Raw genomic sequence first — 18662 nt, forward strand, 5'->3', positions numbered from 1 at the left:
ATTGACAAAAACGCGAGCCTAGGCTCGCGTTTATTAATTGATTGTATTAATCATTTTCATCAATCCAACAAAGTTGAATTGCTTCTAAAATGCGTTCACTACAATGTTCAGGATCATCATCAAATTCTTCTAATGCTAATACCCAATCACGTAAATCTGTAAAGCGAATTGCTAGCGGATCTTGGTCTGGATATTTATCAATTAACGCTAATGCAATATCTAAAGAGTCTATCCATTTTAAGTTCATTTAATCGCTCCTAAAAGTAATACGACAACAAAAATTTAATCATTAACTTTAGCTTAATTTATTAGATAAAAAATTAATGCCCTTCCGACACGATATTAACCGTATACTTTGGAATTTCAACTACTAAGTCTTCACCTTGTAAACACGCTTGACAACCTAAACGAGATTCAGGCTCAAGGCCCCAAGCTTTATCTAGCATATCATCTTCTAATTCATCACTTTCTTCTAACGAATCAAAACCTTCACGCACAATGACATGACAGGTTGTACAAGCACATGATTTTTCACAGGCATGTTCAATATGAATTTTATTTTTTAAAGCCACATCTAAAATAGTTTCGCCATCTTTTGCTTCAACAACTAAACCCTCTGGACACAACTCTTCATGCGGTAAAAATATAACTTTTGGCATCTTAAAACCTTTCTAATTTATTGAATTTAGCTTAAATTTCGTCAACGGTATGACCCGTTAAAGCAGCTTTGATTGAAACATCCATGCGGCGCTCTGCATAGTGGTCGGTTAATTTATCAATAGCTTTAATTGCTTCTTTAATCGCATCGATATCATCACCATCAGAGAGTACGATTAGTGCGTCAATTGCTGTCGTTATTTGAGCATACTCTTGATCATTAAGTAATTGCTCACCATCTTTTTTCATTGCAGCTTGTAAATTTTCAACGACGCGTTTAGCTTCAACCTGTTGTTCCACTAACATACGAGCTTGAATATCTTTTTCCGCAAATGTCATGGAATCAGACAACATAGTCATTACCTGCTCATCACTTAAGCCGTAAGTTGGCTTCACTTCGATATAAGCCTGAACACCCGATGATTTCTCCATCGCAGTGACACTTAATAACCCATCAGCGTCGACTTGGAACGTAACACGAATATGTGCAGCACCTGCCGCCATTGGCGGAATATCAGTTAATACAAATTTAGCTAAAGAACGGCAATCACTTACTAATTCTCGTTCACCTTGTAATACGTGGATCATCATAGCCGTTTGGCCATCTTTGAAGGTAGTAAATTCCTGTGCGCGTGCGACGGGTATAGTCGTATTACGAGGGATCACTTTTTCGACTAATCCCCCCATCGTTTCTAACCCCAACGATAGCGGTAAAACATCAAGTAATAACATTTCTGAGTCAGGCTTGTTACCCACTAAAATATCAGCTTGAATCGCGGCACCAATGGCCACTACTTTATCGGGATCAATACTGGTTAATAATGTTCTACCAAAGAACTCAGAAACCGCTGTACGCACTAATGGTACTCGTGTTGAGCCGCCTACCATGACCACTTCGACCACTTCTTCAAGCGAAACATTGGCATCTTTTAATGCACGTTTACATGCGCGAACTGTTTTCTTAACTAATTTAGCAATTAATGTTTCAAAAATATCTTTGCTTAACGTCCCAGTCCAACCAGTTTGTTGCAATGTAATGTCAACTTGATCTGCATCGGAAAGTGCTTGTTTAGCTGCACGAGAAACTTTTGATAACTCCTGCTGCAGCTGAGGAGAAACTTTACCTTCAATGCCTGCTTGTACTTGGATCCATTTTGCAATTTCAGCATCAAAATCATCGCCACCTAATGCAGAGTCTCCCCCGGTAGCTAACACCTCGAAAACACCTTTATGTAAGTGTAAAATTGAAATATCAAAGGTACCACCACCTAGATCATAGACAGCAATCAGACCTTCTTTACCAGAGTCTAACCCGTAGGCAATAGCTGCAGCAGTTGGCTCATTTAATAAACGTAATACATGCAAGCCGGCTAAACGAGCTGCATCTTTTGTACCTTGGCGCTGCGCATCGTCAAAATAAGCAGGCACGGTGATAACCACCCCACTCAAATCACCTTGTAAAGATTCTGTAGCACGTCGTGCCAAAACTTTAAGTATTTCAGAGGATGCTTGCACAGCATTGATCGGGCCGCATACGGTATTGATTTGTGCTAAGCCACTTTCATGAGCAGAAAATTCATAGGGAAGATGTGTTTGGTCTAGGTCAGCCAAAGACTTACCCATTAAGCGCTTTGCTGACACTAAGGTATTAAGAGGATCACTTACCGATTTTTCTAAAGCGCTTTTGCCAACTAAAACTTGCGGCGTATTTTCTGCAGATAAAGCATAGTTAACGACTGAAGGCAGCATATCTTGCTGCTCAATATCTTTAAGAGTTGTTGCTTCACCACTGCGCACGGTAGCGACTAATGAATTGGTGGTACCTAAATCAATACCCGCTGCAAGTTTATGTTGATGAGGTGCTGCTGATTGACCAGGTTCTGCAATTTGAAGTAATGCCATGCGTTGATAATCCTATTATTTTTCGAGTATTACTAATCGAATAATTTTTCTTCTAATAACTCAAGCTCAACTTGAAGTTTTAGCATGAATTTTAATTTGCGGATAAGGTTTGCTGTTGTTTCTAATTGTTCTGCTTGTAGTGCAGTTTCAATTTCTGCTTCTAAACCTTTAACTAAAGCAGAGATTTCTTGATTGAACGCTTCTATTGCTTGTTCATCATCTTCGGTAAAGTTAGCGACTTTTTCGCGCCACTCCATTTGTTGAATTAAGAAACCAGTATCCTGAAGGGTACGCTGTTCTAATTCAATATCTAAGCCACTCAGTTTTAGTAGGTACTGGGCTCGCAAGCAACTGTCTTTTAAGGTTTGAAAAGCATCATTAATTTCTGTGCTTTTTTGCATAGCTTGTAGGCGTGCACGATCATCTTGCATTGTGAATTTATCTGGATGGAATTGTTTTTGTAAGTCACGGTAAGTTTGAGATAACCGAGTTTGATCGACAGAAAATTCAACAGGTAGAGAAAATAACTCAAAATAATTCAAAACGATTTCCTAACTTGGTAATAATAAAACAATAAAGTCCGACCATACTGGTGTATTAGTCAGACTTCAATAATATCGAGACTTGCGTTTTTATACGCTAAAGCTTTCACCACAACCACATTCACCATTAGTGTTAGGGTTATTAAATTCAAAACCTTCGTTAAGACCTTCTTTAACAAAATCTAACTCAGTACCATCTAAATAAAGTAAGCTTTTTTTATCAACAATAATATTAACACCGTGGTCGGTGAACATTTCATCATCGTCGTTTAGAACGTCTACAAACTCAAGTACATAAGCCATTCCAGAACAGCCTGAAGTTTTAACACCGATCCGTAAGCCTAGGCCTTTACCACGGTTTTTTAAAAAATTTGATACATGCTTTGCAGCAGGTTCTGTCAGTGTAATAGCCAAAATCGACTCCGTTTATTTAATTCATAAACACGCTAAGTGATAGTACAACACTATCACTTAGCTATGTTTTCTAAGCATTTTTACTTTTGTAATCTTCAATTGCTGCTTTAATTGCATCTTCTGCAAGAATAGAACAATGAATTTTTACAGGAGGTAAAGCAAGCTCAGCAGAAATTTCAGTATTAGAAATTTTTCCAGCTTCTTCTAATGATTTACCTTTAACCCATTCAGTCACTAATGAGCTAGAAGCAATTGCACTACCACAACCGTAAGTTTTGAACTTAGCATCTTCGATGATACCGTTCGCATCAATTTTAAGCTGTAACTTCATTACGTCACCACAAGCTGGTGCGCCAACCATACCCGTTGCAACACTTTTATCATCTTTATCAAATGAACCAACGTTACGTGGATTTTCATAATGGTCGATTACTTTTTCGCTATAAGCCATGATTGTATTCCTTATATTCTTTTAATAGTGTTTACGTCGGTATTGATTAATGATGAGACCATTCAATACTGTTTATGTCGATACCTTCTTTGTACATATCCCATAATGGCGACATATCACGTAAACGGCCGATGTTTTCACGGATAATTTTAATAGCGTAATCAATTTCAGCTTCAGTAGTGAAACGACCAATACTAAAACGAATTGAACTATGTGCTAATTCGTCGTCGCGACCAATTGCACGTAAAACATATGAAGGCTCTAAACTCGCAGAAGTACACGCACTACCAGAAGAAACTGCTAAGTCTTTCAGTGCCATTACTAATGACTCACCTTCAACATAGTTAAAGCTAATATTAATATTACCTGCAACACGATTTTCTAACGAACCATTAACATACACTTCTTCCATATCGTTAACGCCATTTAATAGACGATTACGTAATGCTAGAACACGTTCGTTTTCGCTTGCCATCTCTTCTTTTGCAATACGGAATGCTTCCCCCATTGCTACAATTTGATGCGTCGCTAATGTGCCACTACGCATACCACGCTCGTGTCCACCACCGTGCATTTGTGCTTCTAAACGAATACGCGGTTTACGGCTAACATATAATGCCCCAATACCTTTAGGGCCGTAAATTTTATGACCAGAGAAAGAGATTAAATCCACTTTCATTTTTTGTACGTCAATTTCAATTTTACCGGCACTTTGTGCGGCATCAACGTGTAAAATAGTCTTATTAGCACGACATAATTCACCAAATGCAGCAATATCTTGAATAACACCAATTTCGTTATTCACATGCATCAGACTTACTAATACTGTGTCGTCGCGTAATGCTTCTTTTAATTGTTCAGGTGTTACGATGCCATCTTCTTTTGGGTCAAGGTAAGTCACTTCAAAACCTTCACGCTCTAATTGACGACAAGTATCTAAAACCGCTTTATGCTCAGTTTTAGCAGTAATAATATGTTTACCTTTTTTCTGGTAAAAATGTGCAGCACCTTTAATTGCAAGGTTATTTGATTCAGTTGCACCTGATGTGAAAACTATTTCACGAGAATCTGCATTTAATAAGTCGGCAATTTGCTCACGAGCAATATCAACGGCTTCTTCAGCCTGCCAACCAAAACGGTGAGAACGTGACGCTGGGTTACCAAAGTCACCATCTACTGATAAATACTGCACCATTTTTTCAACAACACGAGGATCAACGGGGGTTGTTGCTGAATAATCAAGATAAATCGGTAATTTCATTTTTTTCTCCACTGCCCTTATTTAGAGATAATATTAAGCAGTTCGTTATTAGTAAATTTATTATTTTGTTGTTCAGAAACATGCTGTACATGTTCACTAGCCATTAATTCATCTAATGTAATACCGTCTAAAAATGAACTAATTCTAGTACTTAATTGCTCCCATAAAGAATGCGTTAAGCACTGTACGCCATCTTCTTGACAACCACCTTTACCTGAGCATTTACGCACATCAACGCTTTCATTTACTGCATCAATTATCATTGACACTGAAATCTCTGATTTGCTTTTGCCCAACTTATAACCGCCACCGGGACCACGTACACTACTTACTAGCTCTTTTTGCCTAAGCTTTGAAAATAATTGCTCCAAATAAGAAAGCGATATTCCTTGGCGCTCAGAGATCTCAGCAAGGGGTACAGGGCCATTGTGCTCTTTTATTGCAACATCTAGCATCGCAGTGACCGCATAACGGCCTTTTGAAGTTAATTTCATAGTAGAGTTCGCTATAATAAGTGTTTAACAACCATATCGGTTAAAAACGAATGACTTAATACACTCAGTATAAATACCTGACAAATTTAGTCAAGTAAAAAACCCTACACTTTAGTTGGTTTTATTTTTTATTGATGCTTTCATCTTTTAGCGCACCTTTCTCTACACTTTCTATGGATTTTTGCATGCTACTAAAAATACCTCTAAGCATTCTTAACTCATTGATTTCAGGACGAGCACGATTCAATAGACGACGTAATTTATCCATCACCAAGCCCGGATGAGCGGGTACAATAAAGCCAATTTGAAACAGTGTTTTTTGTAAATGTTCTAGCATACCTTCGAAGTCAGCCGCTCTCGGGTACTCCTCGACAACCTCAGGAAATGCTTCTGAGGCTAAAAATGCCATTCGCACTTCATAGCTTAATGTTTGCACGGCCATTGCTAAATTGAGTGAGCTATAGTCTGGATTTGCAGGAATAAACACATGAAAATGACACTTTTGTAATTCATCGTTGGTTAAACCACTATTTTCGCGGCCAAAGACTAATGCTACTTTGTGTTTTTTTCCTTCACTCGCAACTTTAACACCCATTTCTCTTGGATCTAACATAGGCCAATCAAGGGTTCTAGGGCGCGCACTTGCACCAACGACCAAACCACAATCTTCAATACCTTGATCGAGTGTTTTATAGACTTTATGATTTTTTAATACATCGCTGGCTCCAGCTGAAAGAGCAACCGATTTACCATCGACTTCACATTCAGGATCGATCAACACTAAATCAGTCAAGCCCATTGTTTTCATTGCTCTAGCAGCGCTGCCAATGTTGCCAGGGTGAGAGGTACCAATTAATATAATGCGAACGTTATCTAGCATCATTTTTCCTTCGTGAAGAGTAAATTTTTTGAGCGCAAAGTTTAGCACTGTTTGTATAACAACTAAACCATTGTAACTGGGCATTTTAAACTAAAACGGCATTTAATAGATGAATTTTCAAGCAATTAAAATATTGCACAATTATGTGACCTGTGTATAATTTCGCGCCGAAGGAATTTCCCTTCATGTTCTTTTAAAATCTAATGGTGATCCTATGCATCCAATGTTAAATATTGCGATTCGTGCTGCGCGTAATGCGGGTAAAGTAATTGTAAAAGGTTATGAAAATTTAGAGTCTGTTGAAGTTGAAGAAAAATCACTTAACGACTATGTAAGCAGCGTTGATAAAGAAGCTGAATTAGCAATTATTGGTACATTACGTAAATCATACCCAGACCACAGTATTATTGCTGAAGAGTCAGGTATTGATAACGGTGCAGATACTGATCACCAATGGATTATTGACCCACTAGATGGGACATCAAACTTCATTCACGGTATTCCTCATTTTGCCGTTTCAATTGCATTAAAAATCAAAGGCCGTACCGAAGTCGGCGTTGTTTTTGACCCTATCCGCAATGAATTATTCTCAGCAGTTCGTGGCCAAAGCGCACAAATCAACGGCTACCGTACCCGTACTAGCACAGTGCCAAAATTAGCTGGTACTTTGTTAGCAACAGGTTTCCCGTTCAAACAAAAATACAACCTAGAAACATACTTAAACATCTTCCAAGATTTCTTTAAGGATGTTGCTGATATGCGTCGTGGCGGTAGTGCTGCACTTGACCTAGCTTACGTTGCTGCAGGTCGTATGGACGGTTTCTGGGAATTTGGTTTAAAACCTTGGGATATCGCAGCCGGCGAATTATTATTAAAAGAGTCAGGCGCAATGATGACTGACTTTAACGGTGGTAATGACTACTTTAAATCAGGTGATGTTGTTGCAGCTAATCCAAAACTTTTAAAAGAAATGTTAACGGTTATTCGTAAGCATAATGCTTAATTAATCGTCTTTCATTTGTTGAAAAAAACAAAAGAACAACCATTAGATTAAAAAAAGCCAGAACAAATTGTTCTGGCTTTTTGCTATCTAGCGATTAATTCATTTGTTATCCACATAAGAAGTAAATTCTTTAACTTTGCTTTAAAAAAAATTCCCCTCGTTCACTTATCACACAAGGCTTAGTGTGCAAAGTCTAGACAGCACACTGCTTATTGTGGTTTAACGTTGTGAAACGATTAATAAACTAAAATAGATCATCACAATGCCAGACAAACGTTGTGTCCAACGATTTAACCACGACTCTTTTTGTTGCTGCAAACTTTTTAACTTATCAACGACAAAAATCAATGAAGTAAACCAACTAATAATAAATACAGCATGGATAGCAACAAACAAAAATGCAGTGCTTATATGCGCTTCATCAAAACCAATGAATTGTGGAAAAGCAGCTAAATAAAACATCGACACTTTTGGATTTAGTAATTGCGTTAAAAAACCTTCATTAAAAAAAGTAATAAATCCACGTCCCATTACACCCAGCTTCTTTTCTGCTGGGCACTTCGCCGCTGCGTTCATTAGAGCTTCTGCACTGACTTGAATGTTTTCTCCCTCGTTAAATTTTTTACTGTTATTAAAAGAGGTGTAAATAGCTTTAACACCAATATAAAAAAGGTAGGCTGCACCGAGTAACTTTATTAGCATAAATAATTCAGCGGATTGCATAACTAACGCAGATAACCCAAAGATAGATAATCCTCCATGAATTAATGTTGCACAAGCGATACCCACTACATTAATTAAAGCTGACGATTTAGGGTTGCTTGCTATCGTTTTAAGTATTAAAACACCATTAGGGCCCGGTGAAATAACCAACAACAATGCCACTAAGCTAAACGCTAACACTTCATTCATCTTTATTGTATTCCTTTCTTTTTTTCATTCATTAATTCCCAGTTCTTTATTGCTGCTTATTGGCGCAATGTTAAAGCAATACTCACCACAGCATGGTCAGTGCTTTCACCATCGATATCAAAACTTGGATTAATTAAATGTTTGTCCGTATTGGTATAATCACTGACTTCAAAATAACTGGATTGATCAGCAGCATCAAACTCACTGGATAATAAAATATAATCTAACACTGAACTGCCTTGCCCAAAATAATGGGTGGCAGCACGCGTTAAAAGTACTTTAGCATCAGCTGACTGATTGTCTTTATATAAGTCCCAGGCATCTCGTAAAGCGTAAAACTTGACTATCTTTTGCTGCGTTTGGTCATTATTAAAAAGCAAATTCGGGGTTACTAAGTGCGCTAAAATACCATCACTTAATGGGTTATTAAAGTCTCCCATCAATATCATCGCATTCCCTTTTTTCGCACGTCTCTCCAACATTTTCATCATTAATAGTGTTGCTTCACTACCACGTTGAACCGAAGACGCCCACCCTCCTGCAACTTGTGCTTTAAACTGCTGAAGCACATTTCCCTCTAATGAGGTTAATTTATCTGTTTGTGCCTGCCAAGATGCTCGTTTTGATTTAAAATGCACCACATAACAATCACTGTCCCCTATATGGGGCAACTCAACGGTAGCTCTTAACACTTTACGACTAAAACTAAAGTCAGCTGTTAACCCTAATTGCAAAGCAAGTTCAGTATCAACAGCAACGCTAGAAATAGCTTTGATTGGAAATTTACTTGCTAAAGCAACCACAGGATCACGATAGATAAAATCATCTATCACAGTAGGCAGATCAATCACTGCGAAGTATTGATAACCTGCCTCCTTTACTAACGCCTGCAATGACTCAGCACTAAAAACCTCCTGAAAGCCAATCACATCAGGCTGGTGTGTTGTTAAATAGGTTGTTATCCACTGTTGCTTTTTTTGCCACTGTTGTACGGAATAGATGCGATCAAAATCATAGAAAGCATCAGGTGGTGCTAAATAATTAAAAAGATTAAAGGTCGCCACTTTAATCTTTGTATATGCCACTTCATTACTTACCTCAGAATTAGGCAGCAGTGAGTTGGCTTCATTTATACTAGGTGTTAATACCGAATTATTTGACACAAAATCCTCATTATCAATGGTCATTGAACCAGTATCGCACAGTGTGAATGACTTTCACGATAATCGCTATAAATAACCTCTGCTTAGAGTAAGCAAAAACAGTCGAAGGTGTTATTTTCATGCATTTAAAATTTTTTAGAAAAATATACTGCAGCTTCCATGAAGAGTCTTTGAGCTTGGTAGATAAAGCACATACTGAAACAATAAATGCACAGTAATAGTCAAAAATTAAGCAGCTATATAAATGGCTATAAGCATCAATATAACTCACAACTGAATGACAAATAGAAAGAGAATGACAATCTGAAAACATTGCACTTAAAAATAAGCCTTATCAAAACATCCGACTAATACGATACAAAAACCTATTGGTTGCAACTATTTACAAAAATTTGCTCATTAATAGCACAAGTTTAGTACGAATAAATAATCAAATGATGATCATATCGGCTTAACACATTACACTATGCTTTATTCAATCAATACCACTCCCCTCAAGAGGATATGTTTAATGAAATTATTTTTAAAGATAGCAGCAGCTTTGATTGCGCTTTTATTATTAATCGTCATTATTGTTGTCACTTTCATTGACCCTAATGATTATAAACAGCAGATTCAAGATCAAGTTAAGAAGTCAGTTAATAGAGACTTGGTCATCACAGGCGATTTAAGTTGGAGTTTATATCCTCTATTAGGTTTCCAAAGTGGTCAAATTACCCTATTCAATAGCCCAGGGTTTACAGAAAAGACACTATTAAACGTCAAAGAAACAGCAATTTCTATCAGTGTATTACCTTTATTGAAAGGAAAATTAGAAGTTGGCGAAATTATCTTGGATGGTGTCGAATTTAACTTGATCACCAATAAAGATGGCTTATCAAATTTAGATAACTTACAACCTGAAGAAACAACAGACACGGCTAACGCACCAGAAGAAGAAACATCGACACAAGACCCTAGCGCGCCATCAGATCCGTTAGATCTGTCACAATTCGTGCTGTCTGGGCTGAGTATTACTAATGCGCAATTAAAAGTGATTGATCACCAAAAAGGTGAGACACAAGAAGTTGACATTAATAGCATGACACTGAGCGAGTTTGCTTTTGATCAAACAGCTCACTTCAGCTTAAACAGCACGCTAAAAAATGCACAAGTTGAGGCGGATATTTCATTAGAAACAGATCTATTTGTGGACGCCGCATTAAATGTTGTGGAACTCACTAATTTAACCATTGAAAGTGACGTACTTGCTGACGCATTATCAGGTAGTACCCTAAATACCAAATTTAAAAGTGGATTAAAATACCAAGTTGGCACCAAGCAGTTAGATATCAAAGCCATCACCATTAATAATCAATTTTCAGGGGCATTCTTGGAAGGTGATATTTATATCAACAGTAGTGATATTAATATTAAAGACCATAGCCAACTTACACTGGGCAAACTGATCATGACCAGCAGTTTAACCGGTAGTAGTCTAGACAATAATAAATTAGAAACTAACTTACAAACAAATCTGGCAGCTGATATCAATAAAAAAACAGCGACGATAAATAAGTTTGAACTTAAAAATACAATTACAGGTGAGCAAATACAGGGCAATGTAAATCTTTCATTTAAACAAATGAATGTCAGTAATTTTGAAAAAATTATTATTAATCAATTCAAAATGGTCAGTGAATTAAATGCCCCAAGCATCAGTAAAGAAAAAATCAACAGCACGATTAGCAGTGAAATTAACTACGACCTTGCTAAGCAAAAACTTAGCCTTAATAAGCTGCAAACAACAGTTAATGATATCGAGTTAGGCGGAGAATTAAGCTTCATCCAACAAGCGGTTCCTGTTATCCGTTATAACTTAAAAGGTAACGTATGGGACTTAAATCCCTATTTAGCTTCAAGTACAACAACAGAGTCAAGCAACAAAAATGAAGAAGCAAGAAAGTCAGGTGAAAAAGCACCAACCACAGAAAAAGAAGTTGAGCCTGACTTAAGCAGTCTAAAAACCTTGGATATTAAAGGTGATTTAAGTATTGCAGGCGTACTTTATCAAGATATTAAAATCGGAAAAATCACTAATAACTTAACCGTAAAAGATGGCAGAGCGACGCTGAAACCGTTAACAGCAAAACTTTATGATGGCTCATTAAATATTGATGCTTGGGTTGATGAAAGTGGCGGTAAAAACACATATAAAGCCACAACCAGTATTAGCAATATCACCTTGATACAATTATTAAAAGACACAGCTCAAGTGGATCTATTAAGCGGTACTGCAAATATGAACTTAGTCGCTAGTGGGCAAGGTTTAACAGCCACCAAAATTCAACAAGGTATTGTTGCCAAAGGTGACTTTAAAATACTTGATGGAGAATTATATGGGATTAACCTTTCTCATGAAATACGTGTCTTAAAAGCAAAAATACAAGGTAAAACAATCGCACCGGATAAACTGGTTAAGAAAACAGATTTTGCTTCATTACTAGGTGACTTTACTGTAGAAAAAGGCATTGCTAACAATCAAAAACTGACCATGTTATCACCCGTTATTCGTTTAGATGGTACCGGCATTGCCAATACTATCGAGCAAACGATTGACTATAAATTAGGTGTAACACCATTATCGAAAACAGATGAAAGCACCAGTTATGTAGATCTAAATGGCATCTCTATACCGTTGCGTATCAAGGGAACTTTTACAAAACCAACCTTTGCTTTAGATACTGAAGGCGCATTAAAAGCGCAAATAGACGCAACCAAAAAAGCGGTAAAAGATAAAGCAGAACAAGTCATCAAAGATAAAGCAAAAGACATTCTTTCAGGTAAAAAAATATCCAAGGGTGACTTAAAAGAAGAAGCAAAAGATTTAGAGAAAACATTAAAAAGTTTATTTAACTAACTTTTTTACCCTTTCAAGTCTTAAATACAAATAGCTGACACAGGAAACTGTATCAGCTATTTTTTTAATGTTTTTCTAGGGTTACTGACGAAAAAATAACAGTAATTACATAATAATATCAATCTGGATAAATAATCTAGATTACTACCTTTCAATTAGTTAATTGCGTTAACCTTGTACCGCGAATCAACCAAAAGAGATTAATGCCTAAATTATTTAATGCTTGTTACATTTATGAAGCTTGCAACAAAGAAATAGCCCACATTAACAAGTAAAATTGCCTACATTAATTAATATGATTGCTATAACATAAATAAAGAACCTATCTTTGTAGTAAGGACGCTTCCTTGACATCACCAATACTCGACTTTTTAAACAAACAAATATCCATCAAAAAGGTAGCTATTAAGGAAAATACAATCGTCTGTCGCTTAGGAGATCATTGCGATAATCTTGTGGTATTAACCAAAGGTAAAGTGAAAGTCATGCGTATTGCGGAAGATGGCAGACATATTACACTTTACAACGTTCATGCTGGTGAAAGCTGTGTATTAACCACGTCCTGCCTATTTAATGAGAAAGCATTTCCCGCTATTGCAATCACTCAAGTTCACTCAGAAGGTTATGTTATCTCCAAAAATCAATTAAAACATTGGTTAACGACAGAGCCTATATGGCAAGCTTTCATTTTTAAAATGTTAACCGAACGTATGGCAGACCTAATTTTAAAAGTCGATGAACTTGCCTTTGATTCATTACAAACACGATTAATACATTGGTTATCTGTACACAACCAAGCACCACGTTTAAAAATAACTCACCAAGAGATTGCACAAGAACTCGCTTCATCAAGAGAAGTGATCAGTCGCTTACTTAAAAAACTGGAAGAGAAAGAATTGATAGAGTTACACCGAGGTGAAATAGTCTTACGTAAGCAGCTTTTATCCTGACTTTTGTGCAAGTCAATCTATCCAATTAGATATATCATTTTATTTGAAAAGCATTTAAAAACATCTATTTAAAATAAGTATAAAAGCAATGTGACAATAGTTACATACCCGCCAGTTATGAAGCGTAATAATACCTCAAGAGCAAACAACTGGAGGTAATCTCATGAACAAAAACATCGGCAATACGGATCGCACCATAAGAATGGTATTAGGTTTAGCGCTTATTATTTGGGGTATTATCAGCGTTAATTACTGGGGAGCTATTGGTATTGTGCTGATAGTAACGGCATTAGTAAAAACCTGCCCAGCTTATACTATCTTAGGCGTCAAAACCGATAAAGACGAACAGTAACCCTGTTTATAAATTTGGTTATGCCATAGTATCTCGGTTGCATAACCAATACAGACGACCAAATCACCAGCCTAATAAAAACCAACAAGTGAATGACGAATAACAGATAAGATAAAGGGATCTGTCTCGACACCACTTTCAAGCAACAAATGCCCTCCCCTCCTCGAAAACTAAAACCTTTAGCACTTGTACAGACGTATTGAAGTTTCAGCTCGTGACTGAACAATGCATTTTGATTGGTAACAGGTATAATAAATGACTTAAATTGACTTTCACATCAAGGAGAACTTATCTAGTGAATATGATTAACGGGCTTAAAGATATAATTGATAGTTTTGATACCTTCATTCTTGACCAATGGGGAGTACTGCACAATGGTGGAGATGCATTTCCAGAAGCCGTTGCCGCATTAAAATTTTTAAAAGCACACAACAAAAAAGTCGTTATCTTATCAAATAGTGGTAATACTGGAACGTTCTCCTACAGCCGCTTACAAGAGTCAGGCATTAGTCGTGATTTATATCTTGATGTATTAACTTCTGGCGATCACATGCGCCATAACTTTTCTTCAGGCAAATTCAAACAGTTGGGTAAACAAGCTTTATATTTTTCTTGGGATAATAATCACAGTGTACTAGCAGACTGTAGCCTAACCGAATCAACACGAGATGAAGCTTCGTTTATATTATGTTGCGGGGTTGATAGAGGTAACCTAGAAGCTTATTTAGATGACTTAAAGTGGGCTTGTCAACATAACCTTGAATTAGTGGTGAGTAACCCAGATCTTGTTGCTATGCAACCCGATGGCACCTTAAAGACCTGCCCAGGAACAATAGCGACTGCTTACCAAAAGATGGGGGGAATTGTGCACTGGCACGGAAAACCACAGCAAGAAATTTATAGAATGTGTAAAGAGTTAGCGGGAGGCTGGGAAAATGCGCTCGCAGTGGGTGATAGTTTAGAGCATGATATAGCGGGTGCAAATGGAGCTAATATCAGTAGTTTATTCATCACCAGTGGGATCCATGCAAATGCGATTAGTGATCAACAAAGTATCGAAAAATTATGTAATGAATATTCAGTAACACCTAGTTTTTATGTTGACTGGTTTAAACAATAATAAAATTATTGATAATGACAGGCAGCTTATTTGTTGCTTGTTATGATAGTGATCCACAATAACATTCTATAATTAAACACTCTATAATTGCACAATTTAAAACTTGGCTATATAAGCTTAGCTTTTTTTACAAAATTTAAACTACCTGATTAAACGTGAAACAAATTATTTTGTTCAATGAGAAGCTTTTCAAAATCACCCCGTGAAAGGGGTTTAGCTAATAAATAACCTTGTCCTAGCAGACAACCCGCGTTTATCAATAGTTGCTTTTGTTGTTCTGTTTCAATACCTTCCGCTATTACTTCAATATTCAGTTTTTTTGCCATCATTATAATTGCTTCACATAATGCAACATCTTTATTATCGGCCGACATATTTTGTACAAAACTTTTATCAATTTTCAAATAATCAATGGCATAGTTTTTGAGGTAAGCAAAAGAACAATAACCCGTACCAAAATCATCAATGGACACAGCAATACCATGCTCACGTACCGTATCGAGTACTTCAACGACTTCAGCTTGATTTTCCATCACTAAGTTTTCAGTGATCTCTATGGCAATAGCTTCACATGGTATTTCTCGAGAAATGAGCGATTCAGCCCAAGCTTTAATTTGTTGACCATCATATTTAAACTGTACAGGGGAAGTATTAATGCTAATTGTTAAATCCTTACAGTATTTATTTCGCCAAATCTTTGCTTGCTCTGATACCTCCTCAAATATCCATTGACTTATTTCTATAATAACCCCTATTTCTTCGGCAATAGGAATAAAATCAAGGGGAGAGATTAGGCCTTTCTCGGGGTGCTGCCAGCGGATCAGCGCTTCTGCTTTAATAATTTGATTATTTTCCAAATTCACAATAGGCTGATACACCATATAGAATTGGTTTTGCATCACCGCAATGCGTAGGTCCTGAATGATCTCCATTCGTTTCATAAAATCTGTACGCATATTATCAGTAAAATAATGAACACTATTGCGACCTTGAGTTTTCGCGCGATACATTGCTTGGTCTGCATTCCTCAATAAGGCATCAATTGTTAAGGCGTCATTTGGATAAAATGCGAGGCCAATGCTCGCGGTACAAAAAATGTTTTTTTCCTGAATTAGGTGAGGTTTAGCCAGTACATTCGATAATTTTTGCGCAATTTTATCTATACCTTCTGGCGTTGTTGTACCCACAAAAACGATAATAAACTCATCACCACCTAACCGCGCCGCAATGTCATTTTTTCTAATACAAGCCTTAATACGTTTTGAACATTCAATCAAAACTGCATCACCAACACCATGTCCTAAGGAATCATTAATATCTTTAAACTTATCAAGATCTAACATTGCAATAGCGAGTTGCTTTGTCTCACGCTCGGCGTTATTAAGCGCATTAGTTAAATGTTCATGCAATAAATTCCGATTAGATAAATGAGTCAAGCTATCAAAATTGGCTTGCTGCCAGATTATTTGATCTGCATTTTCCCGTTCTATTGCAATCCGAGCAAGGTTAACAAATTGTTCAATAAGTAAAAAGTCATTGCTTTTGGGTGTCGATATTTTACGATGATAGAGAGAGAAAGTGCCGAGTACATTTCCTCGATTACCAATAATCGGCTCAGACCAACACGACGCCAAATTTGCTTTTTTAGCTAACGCTTTCCAAGCAAACCAATAAGGGTGTGTAGCAACATCAGAAACAATCACTCTTTTACCTGTAAAGGCAGCGGTTCCACTTGAACCAACTCCATCACCAATCACTAAGCCATCAATTAAACCTGTATAAAAGTCAGGCAAACTAGGAGCGGCACCAACGGTTAAATGTTTGCCTGTTTTATCGAGCAATAAAATACTGCAGATAGTGTCTGGTAATTCATTTTCAATAGAATGTATCACTGCTGGCAATACTTTAGATAACTTACTTGAACCAGCTATCAGCTCAAGAATATTATTGCGAAGTTGGCTTATTTTGTCTTTTTCTAATAACTGCTTATTTTTATTTTGCATAAACATTGAAAAAATCATAGAAAATAAATTGGTAACAAAAAATGCACCAACAATACGAGACAATGTAAAACTATCAAATTGATCATAGGTAAACAAACAAGCGACAGTAATCAAAAGTAGGTTAAATAAACTGGCAACAAATATAGGTAATAAATAAAAACTGGCGATAATGATTGGGAAAAGCCAATAAATTAGCCCCGCCCCTTTTACATAAATACCAATTAAAATAGTAACTTGTGCAAGAACCGCGAATATAGCACTAAAAAGTTTAATGTTACTGGTGAACCAAACACCGAGAAATACAGAAAAAATACCACCAACGGCTGCAGTATCAACAGCAATATGTGCGATATCGTGCGCCAATATACTTGTAATAAGAAAAGGGAATAAAACTAATGTTGCAGCAGCAGTAATAGCTAAGAGAATTTTATCTTCTAACGTGCGATGTTTCAGTTTAATAGGCATACTGGATCAGCTTCCTTTTATTGAAGTCTTTTATCAAAATATTACCCTGAGCCAAGTCAATTGAACAGATAAGACATACAATAATACAACATAGAAAAAAGATAAAATAACACACCCTTTTGTGGTATTTTTTTGGGGTCGTTGAAGTAAATTATTAAGCAACATACTTATCAATATCATAAGTGATCAGATACCAATGAGAAAAGTGACGCATCGCGATTGATATTAAATCTAAAATACTTTCAATTGATCGCTTCAGCCTATTTTCAAAAATATTAATAATACGCTGATGTTGCTACAGCCTCGATGTAATAAACTAAGAAAACCTATCTGACTGAAAATTAAATAAATAATATATAAAAACTAATCAACAACCAACTAAATTAAATGAGGGAGTTGAATTTTTTAAAAATCACTGAGTTAATTGGGTAAATAGGTGCAAATAGTGATTAAAACTAGTCATTATTTTAAAAGCAGGTTATCTACTATTTTATATAATCATCACTATCCACCATTCGCAATTCAGACAGTAAAAATCAGTAATAGGTGGTAAGTGGTAAGTGGTAAGTGGTAACGACGATTTAGCGTTCACGGCACAAATAAGCACAACGAACACTAATAAATATAAAATGGTATTAAGATTTATCAGTAAGTTGATATTAATGATGAAGACTGTGTTATAAATGACCACTTTCGAACATCTAAAAACTTAAACGTTATAACACATCACTTCAGAATAAAACGTAGTAAATAGGCGAATACACTCAGGGCAAGTACACTGCCGAACCAAATTATAACCATCCAACCCCACTGTTTTGGCTCTGTTCCTGTTAATTGTTGTCTATACTTATAAGTGATCATAACGTATTAAAGGTAAAGACTATGAATACTAAATCGTTCGTTCAAAACCTTAACCAAATAACTGCAGCACTTATATCCATGACACCAGCGCAAAGAGAGGTAGTTCATCAATCAATTCGAGCATCTCAAGTCGAAATGCCCACCAATGAACTATTTCAACCTATTTTTGATACCTCCTCTTCTTGCCCTCATTGCACTTCAACGCATTTAAGAAAGTGGGGGAAGTCAGGAGAAACACAAAGATATCGATGTAACCATTGCGCTAAGACTTTTAATATTAAGACAAAAACACCCTTAGCTAGATTAAGAAAATGTCACCTATGGGAAGAGTAT

Annotated in this window: 19 protein-coding genes; 6 read left to right on the top strand and 13 right to left on the bottom strand. The window is 36.5% G+C overall.

What is annotated here, in order from left to right; all coding sequences use genetic code 11:
- Positions 1 to 46: 46 nt before the first annotated feature.
- The 9 genes from iscX to trmJ all read right to left on the bottom strand — a co-directional run bounded on the left by iscX (position 47) and on the right by trmJ (position 6601).
- Complete coding sequence (gene iscX, locus H592_RS0109710; protein WP_028868604.1) at positions 47 to 247, bottom strand: Fe-S cluster assembly protein IscX; 201 nt, start codon at positions 245 to 247, stop codon at positions 47 to 49.
- 73 nt (positions 248 to 320) lie between these two features.
- Complete coding sequence (gene fdx, locus H592_RS0109715) at positions 321 to 659, bottom strand: ISC system 2Fe-2S type ferredoxin (RefSeq protein WP_028868605.1); 339 nt, start codon at positions 657 to 659, stop codon at positions 321 to 323.
- Positions 660 to 690: 31 nt separating this feature from the next.
- Positions 691 to 2559 carry a Fe-S protein assembly chaperone HscA gene (gene hscA / locus H592_RS0109720; RefSeq protein WP_028868606.1) on the bottom strand — a complete coding sequence of 623 codons (1869 nt, stop codon included), beginning with the start codon at positions 2557 to 2559 and terminating at the stop codon, positions 691 to 693.
- A 32-nt stretch (positions 2560 to 2591) separates the two neighbouring features.
- Complete coding sequence (gene hscB, locus H592_RS0109725; protein ID WP_028868607.1) at positions 2592 to 3101, bottom strand: co-chaperone HscB; 510 nt, start codon at positions 3099 to 3101, stop codon at positions 2592 to 2594.
- 90 nt (positions 3102 to 3191) lie between these two features.
- Positions 3192 to 3515: an iron-sulfur cluster assembly protein IscA gene (iscA, locus tag H592_RS0109730; RefSeq protein WP_028868608.1), complete on the bottom strand. Its 324-nt coding sequence runs from the start codon at positions 3513 to 3515 to the stop codon at positions 3192 to 3194.
- Between the two features lie 70 nt (positions 3516 to 3585).
- Positions 3586 to 3966: a Fe-S cluster assembly scaffold IscU gene (gene iscU / locus H592_RS0109735; RefSeq protein WP_028868609.1), complete on the bottom strand. Its 381-nt coding sequence runs from the start codon at positions 3964 to 3966 to the stop codon at positions 3586 to 3588.
- Positions 3967 to 4012: 46 nt separating this feature from the next.
- Positions 4013 to 5227 (bottom strand): IscS subfamily cysteine desulfurase, encoded by a 1215-nt coding sequence (locus H592_RS0109740; RefSeq protein WP_028868610.1) that lies wholly within the window; start codon positions 5225 to 5227, stop codon positions 4013 to 4015.
- A 17-nt stretch (positions 5228 to 5244) separates the two neighbouring features.
- On the bottom strand, positions 5245 to 5721 hold the full coding sequence (gene iscR / locus H592_RS0109745) for a Fe-S cluster assembly transcriptional regulator IscR (protein ID WP_028868611.1): 477 nt from the start codon (positions 5719 to 5721) through the stop codon (positions 5245 to 5247).
- 121 nt (positions 5722 to 5842) lie between these two features.
- Complete coding sequence (gene trmJ, locus H592_RS0109750) at positions 5843 to 6601, bottom strand: tRNA (cytosine(32)/uridine(32)-2'-O)-methyltransferase TrmJ (protein WP_028868612.1); 759 nt, start codon at positions 6599 to 6601, stop codon at positions 5843 to 5845.
- Positions 6602 to 6815: 214 nt separating this feature from the next.
- Between trmJ and suhB the strand changes: the two genes are divergently transcribed.
- Entirely contained in the window at positions 6816 to 7604 is a 789-nt protein-coding gene (gene suhB / locus H592_RS0109755) for an inositol-1-monophosphatase (RefSeq protein WP_028868613.1), read from the top strand.
- 219 nt (positions 7605 to 7823) lie between these two features.
- On the opposite strand, the gene H592_RS0109760 is transcribed toward suhB, so the two are convergent.
- Both H592_RS0109760 and H592_RS0109765 read right to left on the bottom strand, forming a co-directional pair.
- Positions 7824 to 8516, bottom strand: coding sequence for a LysE family translocator (locus tag H592_RS0109760; RefSeq protein ID WP_028868614.1), 693 nt, complete (start codon positions 8514 to 8516; stop codon positions 7824 to 7826).
- A gap of 56 nt (positions 8517 to 8572) precedes the next feature.
- Positions 8573 to 9679, bottom strand: a complete 1107-nt coding sequence (locus H592_RS0109765; protein ID WP_245600401.1) for an endonuclease/exonuclease/phosphatase family protein — start codon at positions 9677 to 9679, stop codon at positions 8573 to 8575.
- Positions 9680 to 10190: 511 nt separating this feature from the next.
- Between H592_RS0109765 and H592_RS23265 the strand changes: the two genes are divergently transcribed.
- From H592_RS23265 to H592_RS0109785, 4 genes are all read left to right on the top strand, one after another.
- Entirely contained in the window at positions 10191 to 12578 is a 2388-nt protein-coding gene (locus tag H592_RS23265) for an AsmA family protein (protein WP_028868616.1), read from the top strand.
- Positions 12579 to 12925: 347 nt separating this feature from the next.
- Positions 12926 to 13528, top strand: coding sequence for a Crp/Fnr family transcriptional regulator (locus H592_RS21975; protein ID WP_084296257.1), 603 nt, complete (start codon positions 12926 to 12928; stop codon positions 13526 to 13528).
- Between the two features lie 163 nt (positions 13529 to 13691).
- Complete coding sequence (locus H592_RS0109780) at positions 13692 to 13880, top strand: YgaP family membrane protein (protein ID WP_028868617.1); 189 nt, start codon at positions 13692 to 13694, stop codon at positions 13878 to 13880.
- 301 nt (positions 13881 to 14181) lie between these two features.
- Positions 14182 to 15000 carry a TIGR01459 family HAD-type hydrolase gene (locus H592_RS0109785; protein ID WP_028868618.1) on the top strand — a complete coding sequence of 273 codons (819 nt, stop codon included), beginning with the start codon at positions 14182 to 14184 and terminating at the stop codon, positions 14998 to 15000.
- A gap of 149 nt (positions 15001 to 15149) precedes the next feature.
- Here H592_RS0109785 and H592_RS0109790 read toward each other — a convergent pair whose 3' ends face one another.
- Positions 15150 to 17468, bottom strand: coding sequence for a putative bifunctional diguanylate cyclase/phosphodiesterase (locus tag H592_RS0109790; RefSeq protein WP_028868619.1), 2319 nt, complete (start codon positions 17466 to 17468; stop codon positions 15150 to 15152).
- A gap of 726 nt (positions 17469 to 18194) precedes the next feature.
- Positions 18195 to 18329, bottom strand: coding sequence for a DUF2474 domain-containing protein (locus H592_RS24885; RefSeq protein WP_084296258.1), 135 nt, complete (start codon positions 18327 to 18329; stop codon positions 18195 to 18197).
- 21 nt (positions 18330 to 18350) lie between these two features.
- On the opposite strand from H592_RS24885, the gene H592_RS23955 reads away from it, so the two are divergent.
- Positions 18351 to 18662, top strand: a 312-nt coding sequence (locus tag H592_RS23955) for an IS1/IS1595 family N-terminal zinc-binding domain-containing protein (RefSeq protein WP_028868620.1), incomplete at its 3' end; no start/stop codon positions are given.

This window comes from Psychromonas arctica DSM 14288 (genome assembly GCF_000482725.1).
GTDB classification, from domain to species: domain Bacteria; phylum Pseudomonadota; class Gammaproteobacteria; order Enterobacterales; family Psychromonadaceae; genus Psychromonas; species Psychromonas arctica.